We start from the raw sequence: 15,130 nt of genomic DNA, 5'->3' as shown, positions 1-15,130 counted from the left end.
ATGTGGGAAGTGTCGGTCATCCGTGACGTCTCGGCAGAGGGCAAGGCGTCGGAGTCTGCCGCAGCGAAAAGCGGCTGGATGAACGGTTTTGAAAATCAGAATGGACTTACGAAGGGCGCATAATAGTCAGCGCTAAGTCACGGCTGAGGGCTACTTCAAATGGCGATTTTGCTCATTGGCAAGCAGGGCCCCTGTGCTTCTTTAAGTTGGGTTTCAAACGCAATCAGCCCCGTCTGCATCCTCTGCAATGCGGCAATTTGCGTGGATAGATCTCGTTTCTTACTGGCAATAGCCTGTTCTGCCCGCTCCCAAGGCAATCCATCGCCTGGATGGCCTCCAAGGATCTCCTGCAACTCCTTAAGCTTGAAACCCAACTGCTGCGCGCACTTGATCAACATCAGCCGCTCAATGCTCTGCTGCGAATAAACCCGGTATTGCCCCTGGCGCTGTGGCGTCGGCAGCAGACCAATGGCTTCATAGTGACGGATCGCCTTGATGGTCGTGCCCGATAGTCGTGCGGCTGTGCCGATGTACATGAAAATTCCCTTTCTCAACGAGTGCGCCTGCCCGTTTCAGCCACGTGCTGCGCTGCGCCGGTGTCGACCCCAGTACCGGCCCGAACAGCAGGGTCTTGATCGGCTGGATGCCACAAAATGCCAGTGTGGTCTTGCGCATCTGGTGGATGCCCGGCATGCGATAGAACCAGCGGTAATACCACGGCGGCGTGTCCAGGGTCACTAGCAAGTGTGCCGTTCGGCCTTGCAGCAGTTTGTCGGGGAACGCCTTGCCAGCGCGGTATTTAAAGGCAAAACCGGGTAGGAAAATGCGGTCGATAAACCCCTTCAGCAATGCCGGAATGCCTCCCCACCAGATCGGGAAAACGAAGGTCAGGTGGGTGGCCCAGAGAATGTCCGACTGCGCGCTGAGCAGATCGGGCTCAAGCGGCTGGATCTGCTGGTAGCCGTTGTGAAGGATGGGGTCGAACGCCAAGTCACCCAAGCGTAGGACGCGTACCTCATGGCCGGCGATTTTTGCGGCGTGGGCGTAGGTGTCGGCGAGGGCCGAACAGAGGCTGGCGTTGGACGGATGGCCGAGGATCACCAGAATGCGTTGGGTCATGGGGCGGGCGCCTGAAAAATGGGGCTTTCAGGGTAGGGTATGCCGTATAGGGGAGAGTCAAGATATGTCTGAAACAACGAAAGCCTGCTTTTAAGGGCAGGCTTATTGCGAATCTTGGCTGGCTTACTTCTGATGAGCGGTCAGCGCGGCATAACCGTTCATCAAGTTGCGATAGTTGGGAATGCGCTGGGACAACAGATTGCCCAGGCCTTCGATATCGTTGCGCCAGTCGCGGTGCAACTCACAGGCCACCGAGAACCAGTTCATCAGTTGCGCACCGGCCTGGGTCATCCGGCTCCACGCCGCCTGCTGCACCGTGGTGTTGAACGTACCCGACGCATCGGTCACCACGAACACGTCAAAGCCTTCTGCCAGTGCCGACAAGGTCGGGAACGCCACGCACACATCCGTCACTACGCCGGCGATGATGATCTGCTTACGCCCGGTTGCCTTGATCGCCTTGACGAAATCTTCGTTGTCCCACGCATTGATCTGGCCAGGGCGAGCGATGTATGGCGCGTCCGGGAACATCTCTTTCAGCTCTGGCACCAGCGGGCCGTTGGGGCCTTGCTCGAAACTGGTGGTGAGGATGGTCGGCAGGTTGAAGAACTTGGCCAGGTCCGCCAGGGCCAGCACGTTGTTCTTGAACTCATTGGGCGAGAAGTCCTGCACCAGAGAGATCAGGCCGGTCTGGTGGTCGACCAGCAGAACGATGGCGTCGTCTTTGTTCAAGCGGTTGTAGGTTGGCGTGCTCATGGTTGAATCCTTTTTTTGTTTGGGTGGGTTGGGCGTTGCGTTCAACGTGGGCACAGATTAAAGGGGGGGCTGGCGGGGGATAAATCGGCTGGAATGGGTAATACCGTCAACTCAGAAGCGACAATTCTTGGGCTGTCAGCAGGACTGATCTTTTTCATGGCTAAAAAAGTAAGACAAAAAATCTCACGCGTGAGCTATTGAGTGTGGCAAAAATTGCCTGTAGCTTTTCTCACGCGTGAGTTTTCACAGCGAGGTCAGTTCCATGAAACGCAGCTCTCCATCGAGCCCGTCCACAGGGCCCGATACCGATTCAGCAAACCTTCAGGGAGAGCGCTTGAAGCCGTCCGCGAAAAAGCCATCGAGCTTTTACATGAAGCAGATGCGCGCGGGCCTGGCGGCCGCTGGCTACGTGAAACACGAGACTTGGGTGCTTCCCGAAAACCGAAGCTTGCTCAAGCAGATGGAGAAACAGCTTCGCCAGCCGATTCTGGCTGGCTCATTCATGTCGGAGAATTACATGAGCGCAGGTAGCAACTGGAATATCGATCGCCTCTTCACGGCTCTTCAGGCCCTGGACGACGTGGTGTCAAAGGACATTACGCTTTCTCTCGTTCAAGGCTCCGAGTCCAGTATCAAGCTGGAAATGAACGACTTCGGTGGCTTGCCGATTTACATCGCGGTGGTCGGCGAGCAGATCATCGTGGACACCGTGCTGGTCGATGTCGAGTCCATCAACGACGTAACGGCATTCAATGATGCGGTGCTGCGCAGCCGGGAAATGTTCCCGCTGTCCTCGATCGGTATCGAGTCCATGCCTAACGGGCAAGTTGTCTACAACATGTTCGGCGCGTTGAGCTCCGATTCCAGCCTGACCAATATCGTGACCGAGGTGAAAACCCTCGTCGATAACGTGCAGCGTGCCAGCGAAGCCTTCGAACGTTTCTTCAATTAAGTATTCGGGAATATGCAATGACTCAGTCCATCTGGAGCAAATTGTTCACCGCGTTGCGTGGCGGTGCCAACGAAGTCGGCGAGTCGATCGTCGACCAACAGGCCCTGCGCATTCTCGATCAGGAAATCCGCGATGCCGACACCGCGCTGGCCAACGCCAAGCGTGAGCTGGTCAGTATCATGGCCAAGCACAAATTGGCGGCTGATCGCGTCAGCGAGTACGACGCCAAGATCAAGGACCTGGAGTCCAAGGCGATGGCTGCTCTGCAGGCCAATCGTGAAGACCTCGCCATGGAAGTGGCCGAAGCCATTTCGACCCTGACCAACGAGCGGGATGTCGAGCAAAAGCAAGCCACCGAATTCGGTGGGTATGCGGACAGCATGCGCAAGGACATCAGCAAGGCCGAAAGCCGGATCAAAAGCCTGCGCCAGCAAGTGGATATGGCCAAGGCTCGCGAAAGCGTACAGAAGGCCCAGGTCAGCGCTTCCATCGCCAGCGGTGGTGCCAATGGCAAGCTGGAAACCGCCGTCGGTACGCTGAATCGTTTGCAGGCCAAGCAGCAGCAACGCGCCGCTGAATTGCAAGCCCAGGATGAGTTGGCTGAGGCGTCGACGGGGACCGACCTGGAGCGCAAGCTGCGCGAAGCCGGTATCACGCCGAACGAAGGCAGCGCCAATGCGATTCTGGAGCGTCTGAAGCAAAAGTCGGTCGAGTAAGCAACGTTGCCGCAGGAAGGGCAGTGTCGGCCCTTCTTTTTTACGTCGAGGTCAGGATGGATGCCCTGAAGGGTTTCAAGACAATCGCAGGCTTGGCCCTCTTCATGGGGGCGCTGCAACTGCTCAATGTGGCGACCGGTTACAGCCTCATGGCATTCGGCCTGATTCCGAGAACGGTGCAGGGGCTGCCCGGCATCCTCACTTCAGCGTTTTTACACGGCTCTTTTGCTCATCTGGGCGCCAACCTGATTGCCTTTTTGATACTGGGCACCCTGGTGATTATCGAAGGGGTCAATCGGTTCGTTACCGTCAGCGCGATCATCATTCTGCTGGGCGGCTCGCTGGTCTGGTTGTTCGGTTTTGCGGGTATACATGTGGGGGCCAGCGGTTGGGTATTCGGGTTATGGGCCTACCTTTTGGCTCGTGCCTGGTTCCACAGGAGCTGGGGCAACCTGATAACAGCCAGTGTCGTGGCGGTACTTTATGGCGGCCTGATCCTTGGCTTCCTTCCTCGTCAGGGGGTTTCTTTCGAGGGGCACCTGTTTGGTGCGTTCGCCGGATTTATTGCGGCCAAGGTACTTTTCTCGAGGTCGCGTAGCAGGTTAAATGCCGGCTGAACGCACTTGAGCATCCAGACATCGAGGCGATGGCGTCATCAGGAATCAAGTACCCAAGGAATCAGGGACGAAATGTCGATTTTTCTTTTGTTGCGCATGTACGCCTCCTCTCTCTTTCACCGCTTCGGTTGGGCAGGCCTGGTCATTGCATTGGGCGTACACCTGAGCGCGTCTTATCTGGGCCTGGTGTATCTGGGCGAACAACATCTCACCGCTCCCGCTACGTTTGTTTACTTCTATCTCACCACTACGCTGACCGTCGGCTATGGCGATCTTACGCCGCAGAGCTCGGCGGGGCGCGTGTTCGTGGCGACATGGGTCATGCTCGGGGGCATTGCGCTGTTGACGGCAGCCATCGGCAAAACCACCAGCAGTGTTATCGATGCATGGAGAAAAGGCATGAAGGGCAAAGGCGATTTCACCGGCAAGGTCGGCCATACCGTGCTCATTGGCTGGGAGGGCGCGCCGAGTGAACGGGTCATTGAGTTGTTGGTTCAAGACGAAACCTCAAGCGGCAACCTGATCGTTATTTGCGATTGCACCCTCGAAGAAAACCCGATGCCCGGCAAGGCGGCGTTCATCCGAGGTGAAAGCTTGTCCTCCACAGCGTTATTGCTGCGTGCGGGTGTTCCCGGTGCTGAGCGTGTGTTGGTGCGAACCCCGTCTGACGATCTGACGCTGGCCACCGTGCTGGCGGTAAATCAGTTGAATCCAGTGGGGCATGTAGTTGCCCACTTCAATGAAAGCGAAATCGCCGCACTGGCCAGCTCCTATGCGCCCAGCCTGGAATGCACCTCAAGCATGGCCATCGAGATGTTGGTGCGTGCTTCTCAGGATCCGGGCTCGTCGGTGGTCATTAATGAACTGCTGTGCGTGGGGCAAGGTGCCACCCAATACCTGATGAGATTGCCCGAGGCCTTTGAAGCCTCATTTGGCGATCTGTACACCCAAATGAAAGAGCACCACAACGCCACCCTCATCGGCTATCGCGCCAAAGGTGCCTCGCAACCGTCGATCAACCCACCCAGCGCCACGCGCGTTGAGGGCGGCGAACTCTTCTACATCGCCTCTGCGCGCCTCAAGGAAACCTTCAATGGGATGGCTTAAACAGTTGATGGGGCTTGAGGCCCCGAAAGCGAATACACAATTGAAATCGAGCGCCGGCGAACCCTTGCCGAGCACGGGGCCGCTGGGCCTGGCACCGGGCAAAGGCGTGATATTCGACACGAGCCTGAGGTTGTTGCTCGACGGGAAAACCACGGTGGTGATCCCCGGCACCCAGGAAATCTGGAGTAACGGCACCGTTGACCTCGGGCAATCGACCTGGCTGTCGCGCTATTACATGAACGATGAAGACTACTGGCTGCAGGTGCACACCACGGGCGACGTCGCCGGGCAGGTCGAGTCAGTGATCCTGTTCAACTACCTGAGTTACGTCACCATCAGCAGCGAGGCGGAACTACGTCGCCTGGCGGGTCCACAGAGTCTGATCGGGTTGCCGACTTACACCTACAACGGCGTCGAATTCACGCGCGTGTGGGGAAGCGAGGAGGGCCAGACAGAGTTGGTGGCGATGAGCGAGCACGTGATAAACCCCGAGGACTCCTACAGCGTCGAGCATCGTTCGATGCTATATGCCCGTGACACAGGTCTGACCGATCGACGGGAATTTCTGCTGTTTTCCGTTGAGGAAGACGCTGAAGGCAGCGTCAGCTTGAGCACGTCGCTGGGGATTTCGCTGTACACAACCGATTTGAACGCGCTCTAAAAAAAGGAAGCAATCCATGCTAGAAGCTCTTTCCATCTCACTGAACAAAGCCGCCGTGTTCGGGTTTGTCACCTACATTCTGGGGGCCGCGTTGCTGTTTGCGCTGTTCCAGTTCATCTACACCCGCATCACCCCGCACAAAGAGTTCGAGCTGATCCGGGCTGGCAACGTTTCTGCGGCAGTCGCTCTGGGCGGCGCCATCGTCGGTTTCGCCATTCCGGCCAGCAACGTGATTGCCTACTCGGTCAGCATCCTCGACTTCGTCGTCTGGGCCGTGATTGCCGCCGTGGTGCAATTGTTGGCGTTTGTGCTGACCAGCCTGGTGCTCAAAGGCGCTTCCGAGCGCATCAAGAAAGGCGAGCTCGCGGCAGGCATCTACGTGGCCGCGGTGGCCATCAGCGTCGGCATGTTGAATGCCGCGTGCATGACGCCTACCCAGAACTGATTGCGCACGGAGCTCCCGATGAAACGAAGCAAGTACGTCCAGCTTTCGCTGGCAGCGTCGGTCGCCATGGCGATATCCGGCTGCGGCCCGACGGAAAAAACCTACGATTTGCAGAAGAAGTACAACTTCCAGTCTGTTCAGCAGTGTGCCGATGAAAAGCTGCCGGTGGACGTCTGCTCGGACGCCTACATGACGGCCATGGCCGAGCATCGGCGCATCGCCCCGGTATACGCCAGCCAGGCCGATTGCGATGCCGACTTTGTCGCCGGCTGGTGCCAACTGGACTCCAATGGCCAGTTCATTCCCAAGCTGGGCGGTTTCGAACTGACCGCCGAAGGCCAGGTGACACAATCCCAGGTCGACGCTGCCAATGCTCAAGCGGGCGGCTCCCAGGCGAACAGCGGTGGCTCAGGCTTCTCCACCAGCAGCCTGCTGACCGGGCTGCTGATCGGCAACATGCTTAGCAACAACCGCAACAGCTATCGCTCCGAACCGGTGTATCGCTATCGCGATGATCGCGGCGACTACGGTTCCTCGACGCTCAACCAGCGCGTCTCCAATGGCGCGACGTTTGGCCGCTCGAACCAGGCCAGGTACGGCAGCAGCAATTACTCGAATACACTGCGCTCTTCCAGCAAACCGGTGTCTGTTGCATCGTCCACCTCCCGTGGCGGCTTCGGCAGCAAGGCCAGCGCACGCAGCGGCTGGGGCGGCGGGTCGAGCAGTTAAGGAAACCGGGCCATGAAGAAGATCCATTGCGCAGAGCGTGATGACTGGAAACAGACTGCCGACAGTCTTGGCTTTCTGTTCCATACCATCGACAACGAACCTTACTGGGACGAGAGCGCGTATTACCAGTTCACGCTCAAGCAAATCGAGCACGACCTCGAAGACCCGACCACCGAGATCCATGACCTGTGCATGGACCTCGTCGCCCGCGTGGTCCAGAGCGAAGAGTTGCTGGAGCGGCTGAGCATTCCCGCGCCCTTCTTCGACATGATCAGAACCTCATGGCTCGAAGGCCACCCGCACCTGTACGGGCGCATGGATTTCTCCTACAACGGCACCGGCCCCGCTAAACTGCTGGAACTCAACTACGACACACCGACCAGTCTCTACGAGGCCGCGGCGTTCCAGTGGGGCTGGCTCGAGCAATGTATCGAACGCGGTCTGCTGCCCAAGCATGCCGACCAGTTCAATAGCATCGACACCAAACTCCACCAGGCTTTCGCTCAACTGCAGGTCAACCAGCCTTTCTACTTCGCCTCGATGAGAGACTCGATCGAAGACAAAGGCACCACGGACTACCTGCGCCTGGTTGCCGAAAAAGTCGGTATCGAGTCACGCCACATCGATATCGAAGACATCGGCCTGACCAGCGAAGGCCGATTCGTCGACCTCCAGGACCGCTGGATTGCGCACCTGTTCAAGCTGCACGCCTGGGAGTTCATCTTCCACGAACCCTTCGGTGCCGCGATCGCCCAGAGCGACACACAGTTTTTCGAGCCTGCCTGGAAATCCATCCTCTCCAACAAAGGCATCCTGCCGCTGCTGTGGGAATTCAACAAAGGCCACCCCAACCTGCTCGCGGCCCACCTGGACACCGACCCCGGCAAAGCCGTGCCAAAGGGCTGGGTGCGCAAACCGTTCTTCTCACGGGAAGGCGCCAACATCGAGCTGCAAACGGCTGATGGGTTGATCGTAAAAGAAGACGGCCCCTACACGGATGCGCCATTTATCCTTCAGGAATTCGCACCGCTGCCGCGGTTTGGGGACAGCTATACGTTGATTGGGTCCTGGGTGATTGGGGATCAGGCGGCGGGGATTGGCGTGCGGGAGGATAATAGTTTGATTACCAAGGATTCGAGCCGGTTTTTGCCGCATTTGATTTTGGATTGAGGAAGTCTGCGCAGGATTGTGGGTCAGTAGCAGGGGAGCGCAGGGGTAGACTCATGCGTGATATTCAAGGGCCGGCAGTACTGGGCCCTTTCTGTAGGTACCGTCTACGCAAAAAAGGGATCTGCTCTAGCGGGTAGTAGCCAGCCAGGTCCGCCACCCACGTCTTCCGGTGGGCAAGCATTGGCGCCCTCGATGCAGTACGGCACTTGAGGACAGGCAATAGCGGGTAGTTTGGCTGACTTGCAGCTCTTCAAGGCTCAACTGGAGCGGATCGATCATCGCGTCCAGTTGTTCGGAGCTGGGACAGGCGCTAAGTCGGAATCGCGGTGCTGGACCGCAGCGAGACTACTGCTGCAGCTCAAGCATTCATTGAGTTGGCAGAGAAGATTTACCGGAATCGTAAGAGTTCCGTAAATCAAGGCTTTTAGACATTAAAAAGCCGGCTTGTGGCCGGCTTCTCGGGGACTGCCTCAGCTTGTTTTTGACAAACCTCACCAGCCTTCAAATCGCTCAGCCCACATTGCGTCAGGCTGAATAGTAGGGGCATCTGCGGGCGTTATTCCGCATCGCCGGACAGGGTGGATAGCGCAAAGCTACCCCCTTGCCAAATGTGCGGCGGATGATACCCACATTCACTTCAAATGCCCACCTCGGGATCGGATTTAGAGCCTTCCCAGCCCAATAGATGTTCATCCAGCGGTACCGGTCGGCGGTTGTTCAGTGTGGACCACCAGAATACCCACCCCACGATCAGGAAGTTCTGTTCGAACCGTTGCTCATAGGTCAGGTATTCGTCCGGGTGTTCGCCGGCATTGTGGCTGCGCATGCGCAAGCCGCCACCTGGCCGGTTGTAGAGGTATTTGATGCGCAGCATGCCGTCGTGTTCGACGGCGTAGATTTCGCCGTCGACGATTTGGGTGCGGCCTCGGTCGATGGCGAGGGTGGCGCCTTGTTGGATGATGTCGATCATGCTGTTGTCGACCATGTAGGCGCCTACCGCGCGGTCGGGGTCGACGTTGAGGGTTTCGAGGGTGTTCAGGGAGATGCGGATGCATTCGATGGAGGTGAAGGTGGGGTGGAGAGGAATCTCCACGTCGATTTTTTCCGGGCGGCAGGCGGGGCCTGTGAGGTATTTGCCAGTGTCTTCGCGGGCAGGGAGTCCTTTCCTGATGTCCGGGCCTTCCAGCAGGAAGTTGGCCGGTGGGTGTTTGGGGCCTTCGCCGGTGCGCAGCCAACGGCTTGAGACGCACAGCAGTTCTGCGATCTCGTTGAGTCGGCCCATGGGCACACCGCGCTTGAACCAGTTGTTCACGTGTTGAGGCGTGACACCGCGGTTCTTGGCGAAGTCGGAGGCGGAAAGATGAACTTCCCGTAATAGCGCTTTTAAGCGATCACCTGATGTATTCATAAACGCAGAGTTTACTGGCCGGTAAAACAGATCAAATAAACCATGCGTTGAGTTGTGCCTGTAGGTTTTTGCTTAGTTGTAGCGTGGCACTTCGAATTTGCAATTAAATTAAACGACGTTTATAAAATATTGAACTTGGTGTTTAATTTTTCCCACAAAAAAAGCCCCGATTAATCGGGGCTTTTTAGTTGCCGAGGCAATGAGGAGCGGGTATCAGCCTTTGTAGGCAGCGACCGACTTCATGATCTCGGCGCGGGCGGCGTCTGCGTTGCCCCAACCGTCGATCTTTACCCATTTGCCTTTTTCGAGGTCTTTGTAGTTCTCGAAGAAGTGTTTGATCTGTTCCAGCAGCAGTGGCGGCAGGTCGGTGTATTCCTTCACGTCCACGTACAGCTGGGACAGCTTGTCGTGGGGGACCGCGATAACCTTGGCATCGCCGCCGCCGTCGTCGGTCATGTTCAGGATGCCGACTGGACGGGCGCGGATTACCGAGCCAGGCGTCACTGGGTAAGGGGTCACGACCAGTACGTCGAGGGGGTCACCGTCGTCGGCCAGGGTGTTGGGGATGAAACCGTAGTTGGCCGGGTAGAACATCGGGGTGGCCATGAACCGGTCAACGAACAGGCAGTCGCTGTCTTTGTCGATTTCGTATTTGATCGGCGCGTGGTTGGCCGGAATCTCGATGGCGACGTAGATGTCGTTCGGCAGGTCTTTGCCAGCCGGAATCTTGCTGTAGCTCATTGGGCGGTGCCCCCGTAGTTGGCCATATGACATGGCCGGATTGGCCTAAAAGTGGCGGCGATTATAGGCATATTCTGACGCCGATGCCATGCGTCAGACGTCGTACGGTCATTCGCCTTGCGGCTGATAACGCGGGTCGTGCGCTTGTAGCTGGATGAGGCGGGCCAGAGGGTCCTGGCGGTAAAAACGGCTGAGTTGGGCGTACACCTGTGGATAACTTTCCATCAATAAATCCGGGGCGCTGAAAAAATATTCGCTGGTGACGGCAAAGAATTCGGCCGGGTTTTCGGCGGCGTAGGGGTCGATGGCGGTCTCGGCATCGGGGTTGGCGTCGAGCTGGCGATTGAGGTCGTCAAACGCGCCTTGCATCACGCTGGCCCATTCCTGCACGCGCATGTCGTGGTGCAGCGGCGGCAGGCCGTTGGCGTCGCCGTTGAGCATGTCGAGTTTGTGGGCCAGCTCGTGGATCACCAGGTTGTAGCCTTCCCAGTGGCCGCTGGCCAGTACGCCTGGCCAGGCGAGGATGATCGGCCCTTGTTGCCAGGCTTCACCGCTGTGTTCGCCATCCCACTCATGCTCGACGCCGCTGGCATCGCGATGGCGCTGGGGGCTCAGGAAGTCGTCGGGGTACAGCACGATTTCGTGGAAACCCTGGTACCAGTCGAGGTCGCCGAGGTTCATCAGCGGCAGTTGCGCCTGGGCGGCCAGCAGCAGGCGTTGTTCCTGGTGCAGCTCTACGCCGGGCAGGGCGGTGAGGTGTTTTTCGGCGAGGAAGATCACGCAGGCTTCGCGCAGCCACTGGTCCTGCTCGGCGCTGATGCCGTCGAGAAAGGTCAGGTGGTGGCGCACCCGCTGCCAGGTGTCGTCGGCAATCGGGTGCTTGGCCAGCAGGCGCCGGCGACGCCAGGCGCTGAGGGACCACACCGCGGGTTACTGCGGCTTGGCTTCGGAGGACGCGCGGCCAAAACGGCTGCGGAACACACTGATGATCATCGGCACCAGCGACAGCAGGATGATGAACACCACCAGCAGCGACAGGTTTTTCTTGATGAACGGTACGTTGCCGAAGAAGTAGCCCAAGGTCACCAGGCCGCCCACCCAGAAGACGGTACCCAGCACGCTGAAGCCGAAAAACCGTGGGTACGGCATTTTCGCGATACCTGCAACGAACGGTGCAAAGGTGCGCAGGATCGGCAGGAAGCGCGCCAGGGTTACGGTTTTGCCGCCGTGCTTGTCATAGAAATCGTGGGTTTTTTGCAGATAGTCGCGGCGGAAGATTTTCGAGTTCGGGTTGCTGAACAAGCGTTCCCCGGCTGTTCGTCCGATCACATAGTTGGTGCTGTCGCCGAGGATCGCCGCCAACATCAACAAGCCCGCGAGCAATACCGGGTCCATGCCGCCGCCTGCGGCCACCGCGCCGGCGATGAACAGCAACGAATCACCGGGCAGGAACGGCATGACCACCAGGCCGGTTTCGCAAAAGATCACCAGAAACAGAATGGCGTAAATCCACGGACCATAATTGGTTACCAGCAGGTCGAGGTAGACGTCGAGATGCAGGATAAGGTCAAGCGGGTTGAAATCCATGGATGGCACCTGTGTGAATGGCCCGGCTCGGCAGGCCTGTGCGGAAGCTCGGGTAATAAGGCTACAAGTATTTGTCGCGCGTCTTACAGCCGTGAAAGGTCGGCATTATACGGATCGGGAAGTGAAAAGCGTGTGGGTTTTGTAGCGGGGAATGTCGTGGGGCTCGGCTCCCAGAGCACCACAGAACCAAATATGGGAGGGGCTTGCCTCGGGTCAGTTATAAATAGTCTGACTGGCCCATCGCTATCGGGAGCAAGCCCCTCCCACAGGGATTTTGTGATGCTTGGGGTATTGGGTCAGTCTTCGCTGATCGGCAAGGTGTAGTTTTTGAACTCGGTGTCTTCGCGAAAGCCGATCGACTCGTAGGTCTTTTGTGCGACTTGGTTGTTACTGCTGGTCGACACCCGTAGCCGTACCGCGTGGGTGTCCTTGGCCATTTTCTTCGCCGTGCGGATCAAGTTATCCGCGACCAACTGCCGGCGGGCATCTTCGGCGACATAGATGTCATTGAGAATCCACACGCGCTTGAGCGATAGCGAGGAAAAGCTCGGGTATAGCTGGCAGAACCCCAGCAGTTTTTTGTCGTCGTCGTCGGGCAGGGCCAAGTAGATCACCGACTCCTTGCGGCGCAGGCGCTTTTCCAGGAAGGCCCGCGATGAGTCGGGGAAGGGCAGGGCCCCGTAGAACTCGCGGTATTTGACGAACAAGGGGGTCAACAGGTCCAGGTGTTCCAGGGTCGCTTGAGTGATCCGCATGCCAGGCCTCAACTTCCAGAAGGTGTATGACCACGCGAGCGGCCGTGACTTGATGCTGCCTAAAGACGCGAAAAAGCGCAATCGTGCCGGGATTAGTCTTTGGGTGAGCTGAGCAGGAAATTACCTTTCATCAAGTCGGGGTCGTCGGATTCAATCGTTTGAACCTGGGCCTCGTCCTTCAGATTGACCCCCGACAACTGCCGGCGACACGCCTCTCGCATCAAGTACAGCAGGCGATGGGCCGCCATGCCATAACTCAAGCCTTCCAGCCGCACGTTGGAAATGCAGTTGCGATAAGCATCGGTCAGGCCGACCTTGGGGTTATAGGTGAAATACAACCCCAGGCTGTCCGGCGAACTGAGCCCCGGCCGCTCGCCGATCAGGATCACCACCATCTTCGCACCCAGCAATTGACCAATTTCATCGGCCACCGCCACACGGCCCTGTTCCACCAGAATCACCGGCGACAAGGACCACCCTTCGGCGTGGGTCTGTTCCTCCATGCGCGTCAGAAACGGCAAGGTGTGTTTATGCACTGCCAGCGCCGACAGGCCATCGGCCACCACCACCGCCAGGTCCACGCCGCCGGGATTGGCCGCGGCGTAGTCGCGAAGACGCTGGGCCGATTCATCACTCAAGCGTCGCCCCAGGTCCGGGCGTTGCAGGTAGCTGTGCCGGTCGGTGGCGGCGCTGTGCAGCAACAGGCTGTCACGTCCGCGCTCGGCCAGTTGGCTGCCGAGGCCGGCGTGGTCGAAGGGCAAGTGCACCGCGTCCCGCGCCTGGGCGTGGGCGAACTGGAAGTCCAGTTGCGCGCTGGTGGGGATGCTCGTGCCGGTACGGCCGAGGGCAATGCGTGCCGGGGTGAGGCGGCGCAGTTGCAGCCACGGGTTGTCAGGAAGATCTGGTTGCACGGTCGGCTCCTTCATCCCAATTGCGCCAAGGCGTGGCGAAACGCCGGTGGCAGGCTGTTGCCGAAATGCACCTTGCCATCGGCTTGCGTGAAGATGCCCATTTTCGCCAGCCATTGTTCAAACTCCGGTGCCGGCTTTAACCCCAATGTTTGCCGGGCGTACAGGGCGTCGTGGAACGAGGTGGTCTGGTAGTTGAGCATGATGTCGTCGGAGCCGGGGATGCCCATGATGAAATTGATCCCGGCCACGCCCAGCAGGGTCAGCAGGGTGTCCATGTCGTCCTGGTCGGCTTCGGCGTGGTTGGTGTAGCAGATGTCGCACCCCATTGGCACGCCCAGCAGCTTGCCGCAGAAGTGGTCTTCGAGGCCGGCGCGGATGATCTGCTTGCCGTTGTACAGGTACTCGGGGCCGATAAAGCCGACCACGGTGTTCACCAAAAACGGCTTGAAGTGCCGGGCCACCGCATAGGCGCGGGTTTCGCAGGTTTGCTGGTCGACGCCAAAATGCGCGTTGGCCGACAGGGCGCTGCCCTGGCCGGTTTCGAAATACATCAGGTTCTGGCCCAGGGTGCCACGGTTCAGGCTCAAGCCCGCCTCGTAACCTTCCTGCAGCACGTTCAGGTTGATGCCGAAGCTGGCGTTGGCCGCCTCGGTGCCGGCGATCGACTGAAACACCAGGTCCAGCGGCACGCCACGGTTGATGGCTTCGATGGAGGTGGTGACGTGGGTCAGCACGCAGGCCTGGGTCGGGATTTCGTAGCGCTGGATGATCGCGTCGAGCATTTCCAGCATGGCGCAGATCGAGGCGATGCTGTCGGTGGCCGGGTTGATGCCGATCATGGCGTCGCCGTTGCCATAGAGCAGGCCGTCGAGAATGCTCGCAGCGATGCCTGCCGGTTCATCCGTGGGGTGGTTGGGCTGCAGGCGGGTCGACAGGCGCCCGCGCAGGCCCATGGTGCCGCGAAACCGGGTGACCACGCGGATCTTCTGCGCCACCAGTACCAGGTCCTGCACGCGCATGATCTTGGACACGGCGGCGGCCATTTCCGGTGTCAGTCCGGGCGCCAGGGCGCGTAGGGCATGTTCGTCGGCAGCATCGCTGAGCAGCCAGTCGCGCAGGCCGCCGACGGTCAGGTGGCTGACCGGGGCAAACGCCTGTCGATCGTGGGTGTCGAGGATCAGTCGCGTGACTTCATCGCTTTCATAGGGGATCAGCGCTTCTTGCAGAAAGTGCTTGAGCGGGATATTCGCCAAGGCCATTTGCGCCGCGACCCGCTCGCCGTCGTTTTGCGCGGCGACGCCTGCGAGAAAGTCCCCGGAGCGCGCCGGGCTGGCCTTGGCCATCACGTCCTTGAGGCTGTCGAAACGGTAGGTTTGTGCACCCACCGCGTGGGAAAAGCTTGCCATACAGTGTCTCCTTGACGACGCGAGCAGGCGCCCGCGTCGAGGTTTACGGC

General features: G+C 58.8%; 18 protein-coding genes and 1 pseudogene. 8 read left to right on the top strand and 11 right to left on the bottom strand.

What is annotated here, in order from left to right:
- Positions 1–155 precede the first annotated feature (155 nt).
- The 3 genes from ACLH0J_RS05730 to ycaC form a co-directional block, all read right to left on the bottom strand.
- Positions 156–536, bottom strand: coding sequence for a MerR family transcriptional regulator (locus ACLH0J_RS05730; protein ID WP_411391213.1), 381 nt, complete (start codon positions 534–536; stop codon positions 156–158).
- Complete coding sequence (locus ACLH0J_RS05725) at positions 475–1,119, bottom strand: NAD(P)H-dependent oxidoreductase (RefSeq protein ID WP_411391212.1); 645 nt, start codon at positions 1,117–1,119, stop codon at positions 475–477. The genes ACLH0J_RS05730 and ACLH0J_RS05725 overlap by 62 nt, the downstream gene beginning before the upstream one ends.
- A 123-nt stretch (positions 1,120–1,242) precedes the next feature.
- A complete protein-coding gene (ycaC, locus tag ACLH0J_RS05720; RefSeq protein WP_411391211.1) occupies positions 1,243–1,875 on the bottom strand; it encodes an isochorismate family cysteine hydrolase YcaC in 633 nt (210 codons plus the stop codon).
- A gap of 370 nt (positions 1,876–2,245) precedes the next feature.
- On the opposite strand from ycaC, the gene ACLH0J_RS05715 reads away from it, so the two are divergent.
- The 8 genes from ACLH0J_RS05715 to ACLH0J_RS05680 all read left to right on the top strand — a co-directional run bounded on the left by ACLH0J_RS05715 (position 2,246) and on the right by ACLH0J_RS05680 (position 8,272).
- Positions 2,246–2,827, top strand: a complete 582-nt coding sequence (locus ACLH0J_RS05715; protein ID WP_411391210.1) for a YjfI family protein — start codon at positions 2,246–2,248, stop codon at positions 2,825–2,827.
- A gap of 17 nt (positions 2,828–2,844) precedes the next feature.
- Positions 2,845–3,543 carry a PspA/IM30 family protein gene (locus ACLH0J_RS05710; protein WP_411391209.1) on the top strand — a complete coding sequence of 233 codons (699 nt, stop codon included), beginning with the start codon at positions 2,845–2,847 and terminating at the stop codon, positions 3,541–3,543.
- Between the two features lie 56 nt (positions 3,544–3,599).
- A complete protein-coding gene (locus ACLH0J_RS05705; RefSeq protein WP_411392777.1) occupies positions 3,600–4,160 on the top strand; it encodes a rhomboid family intramembrane serine protease in 561 nt (186 codons plus the stop codon).
- 72 nt (positions 4,161–4,232) lie between these two features.
- Positions 4,233–5,267 (top strand): ion channel, encoded by a 1,035-nt coding sequence (locus tag ACLH0J_RS05700; RefSeq protein ID WP_411391208.1) that lies wholly within the window; start codon positions 4,233–4,235, stop codon positions 5,265–5,267.
- The gene (locus tag ACLH0J_RS05695; protein WP_411391207.1) at positions 5,254–5,928 is read left to right on the top strand and encodes a DUF2491 family protein; all 675 of its coding nucleotides are present in this window, start codon (positions 5,254–5,256) and stop codon (positions 5,926–5,928) included. The genes ACLH0J_RS05700 and ACLH0J_RS05695 overlap by 14 nt, the downstream gene beginning before the upstream one ends.
- A gap of 16 nt (positions 5,929–5,944) precedes the next feature.
- Positions 5,945–6,373: a DUF350 domain-containing protein gene (locus ACLH0J_RS05690; protein WP_411391206.1), complete on the top strand. Its 429-nt coding sequence runs from the start codon at positions 5,945–5,947 to the stop codon at positions 6,371–6,373.
- A gap of 18 nt (positions 6,374–6,391) precedes the next feature.
- On the top strand, positions 6,392–7,102 hold the full coding sequence (locus ACLH0J_RS05685; protein WP_411391205.1) for a DUF1190 domain-containing protein: 711 nt from the start codon (positions 6,392–6,394) through the stop codon (positions 7,100–7,102).
- A gap of 12 nt (positions 7,103–7,114) precedes the next feature.
- Complete coding sequence (locus ACLH0J_RS05680) at positions 7,115–8,272, top strand: glutathionylspermidine synthase family protein (protein ID WP_411391204.1); 1,158 nt, start codon at positions 7,115–7,117, stop codon at positions 8,270–8,272.
- 140 nt (positions 8,273–8,412) lie between these two features.
- Here ACLH0J_RS05680 and ACLH0J_RS05675 read toward each other — a convergent pair.
- From ACLH0J_RS05675 to ACLH0J_RS05640, 8 genes and pseudogenes are all read right to left on the bottom strand, one after another.
- Positions 8,413–8,505: pseudogene (locus tag ACLH0J_RS05675) on the bottom strand (IS1096 element passenger TnpR family protein); the annotation flags it as partial.
- Positions 8,506–8,909: 404 nt separating this feature from the next.
- Positions 8,910–9,680: a helix-turn-helix transcriptional regulator gene (locus ACLH0J_RS05670; protein WP_411391203.1), complete on the bottom strand. Its 771-nt coding sequence runs from the start codon at positions 9,678–9,680 to the stop codon at positions 8,910–8,912.
- 213 nt (positions 9,681–9,893) lie between these two features.
- The gene (ppa, locus tag ACLH0J_RS05665) at positions 9,894–10,421 is read right to left on the bottom strand and encodes an inorganic diphosphatase (RefSeq protein ID WP_003176323.1); all 528 of its coding nucleotides are present in this window, start codon (positions 10,419–10,421) and stop codon (positions 9,894–9,896) included.
- A gap of 108 nt (positions 10,422–10,529) precedes the next feature.
- A complete protein-coding gene (locus ACLH0J_RS05660) occupies positions 10,530–11,345 on the bottom strand; it encodes a zinc-dependent peptidase (protein WP_411391202.1) in 816 nt (271 codons plus the stop codon).
- Between the two features lie 6 nt (positions 11,346–11,351).
- Entirely contained in the window at positions 11,352–12,008 is a 657-nt protein-coding gene (locus ACLH0J_RS05655; RefSeq protein ID WP_247397360.1) for a DedA family protein, read from the bottom strand.
- A 296-nt stretch (positions 12,009–12,304) separates the two neighbouring features.
- Positions 12,305–12,763, bottom strand: a complete 459-nt coding sequence (locus ACLH0J_RS05650) for a GNAT family N-acetyltransferase (protein WP_010562436.1) — start codon at positions 12,761–12,763, stop codon at positions 12,305–12,307.
- 92 nt (positions 12,764–12,855) lie between these two features.
- On the bottom strand, positions 12,856–13,689 hold the full coding sequence (eutC, locus tag ACLH0J_RS05645) for an ethanolamine ammonia-lyase subunit EutC (RefSeq protein ID WP_411391201.1): 834 nt from the start codon (positions 13,687–13,689) through the stop codon (positions 12,856–12,858).
- Positions 13,686–15,080, bottom strand: coding sequence for an ethanolamine ammonia-lyase subunit EutB (locus tag ACLH0J_RS05640; protein ID WP_411391200.1), 1,395 nt, complete (start codon positions 15,078–15,080; stop codon positions 13,686–13,688). Before ACLH0J_RS05640 ends, eutC begins: the two co-directional genes overlap by 4 nt.
- Positions 15,081–15,130: the final 50 nt, after the last annotated feature.

Origin of the sequence: Pseudomonas sp. MPB23 (assembly GCF_046605395.1) — a bacterium.
Classification (GTDB): domain Bacteria; phylum Pseudomonadota; class Gammaproteobacteria; order Pseudomonadales; family Pseudomonadaceae; genus Aquipseudomonas.
This window is presented reverse-complemented; position numbering and strand designations above follow the sequence as displayed.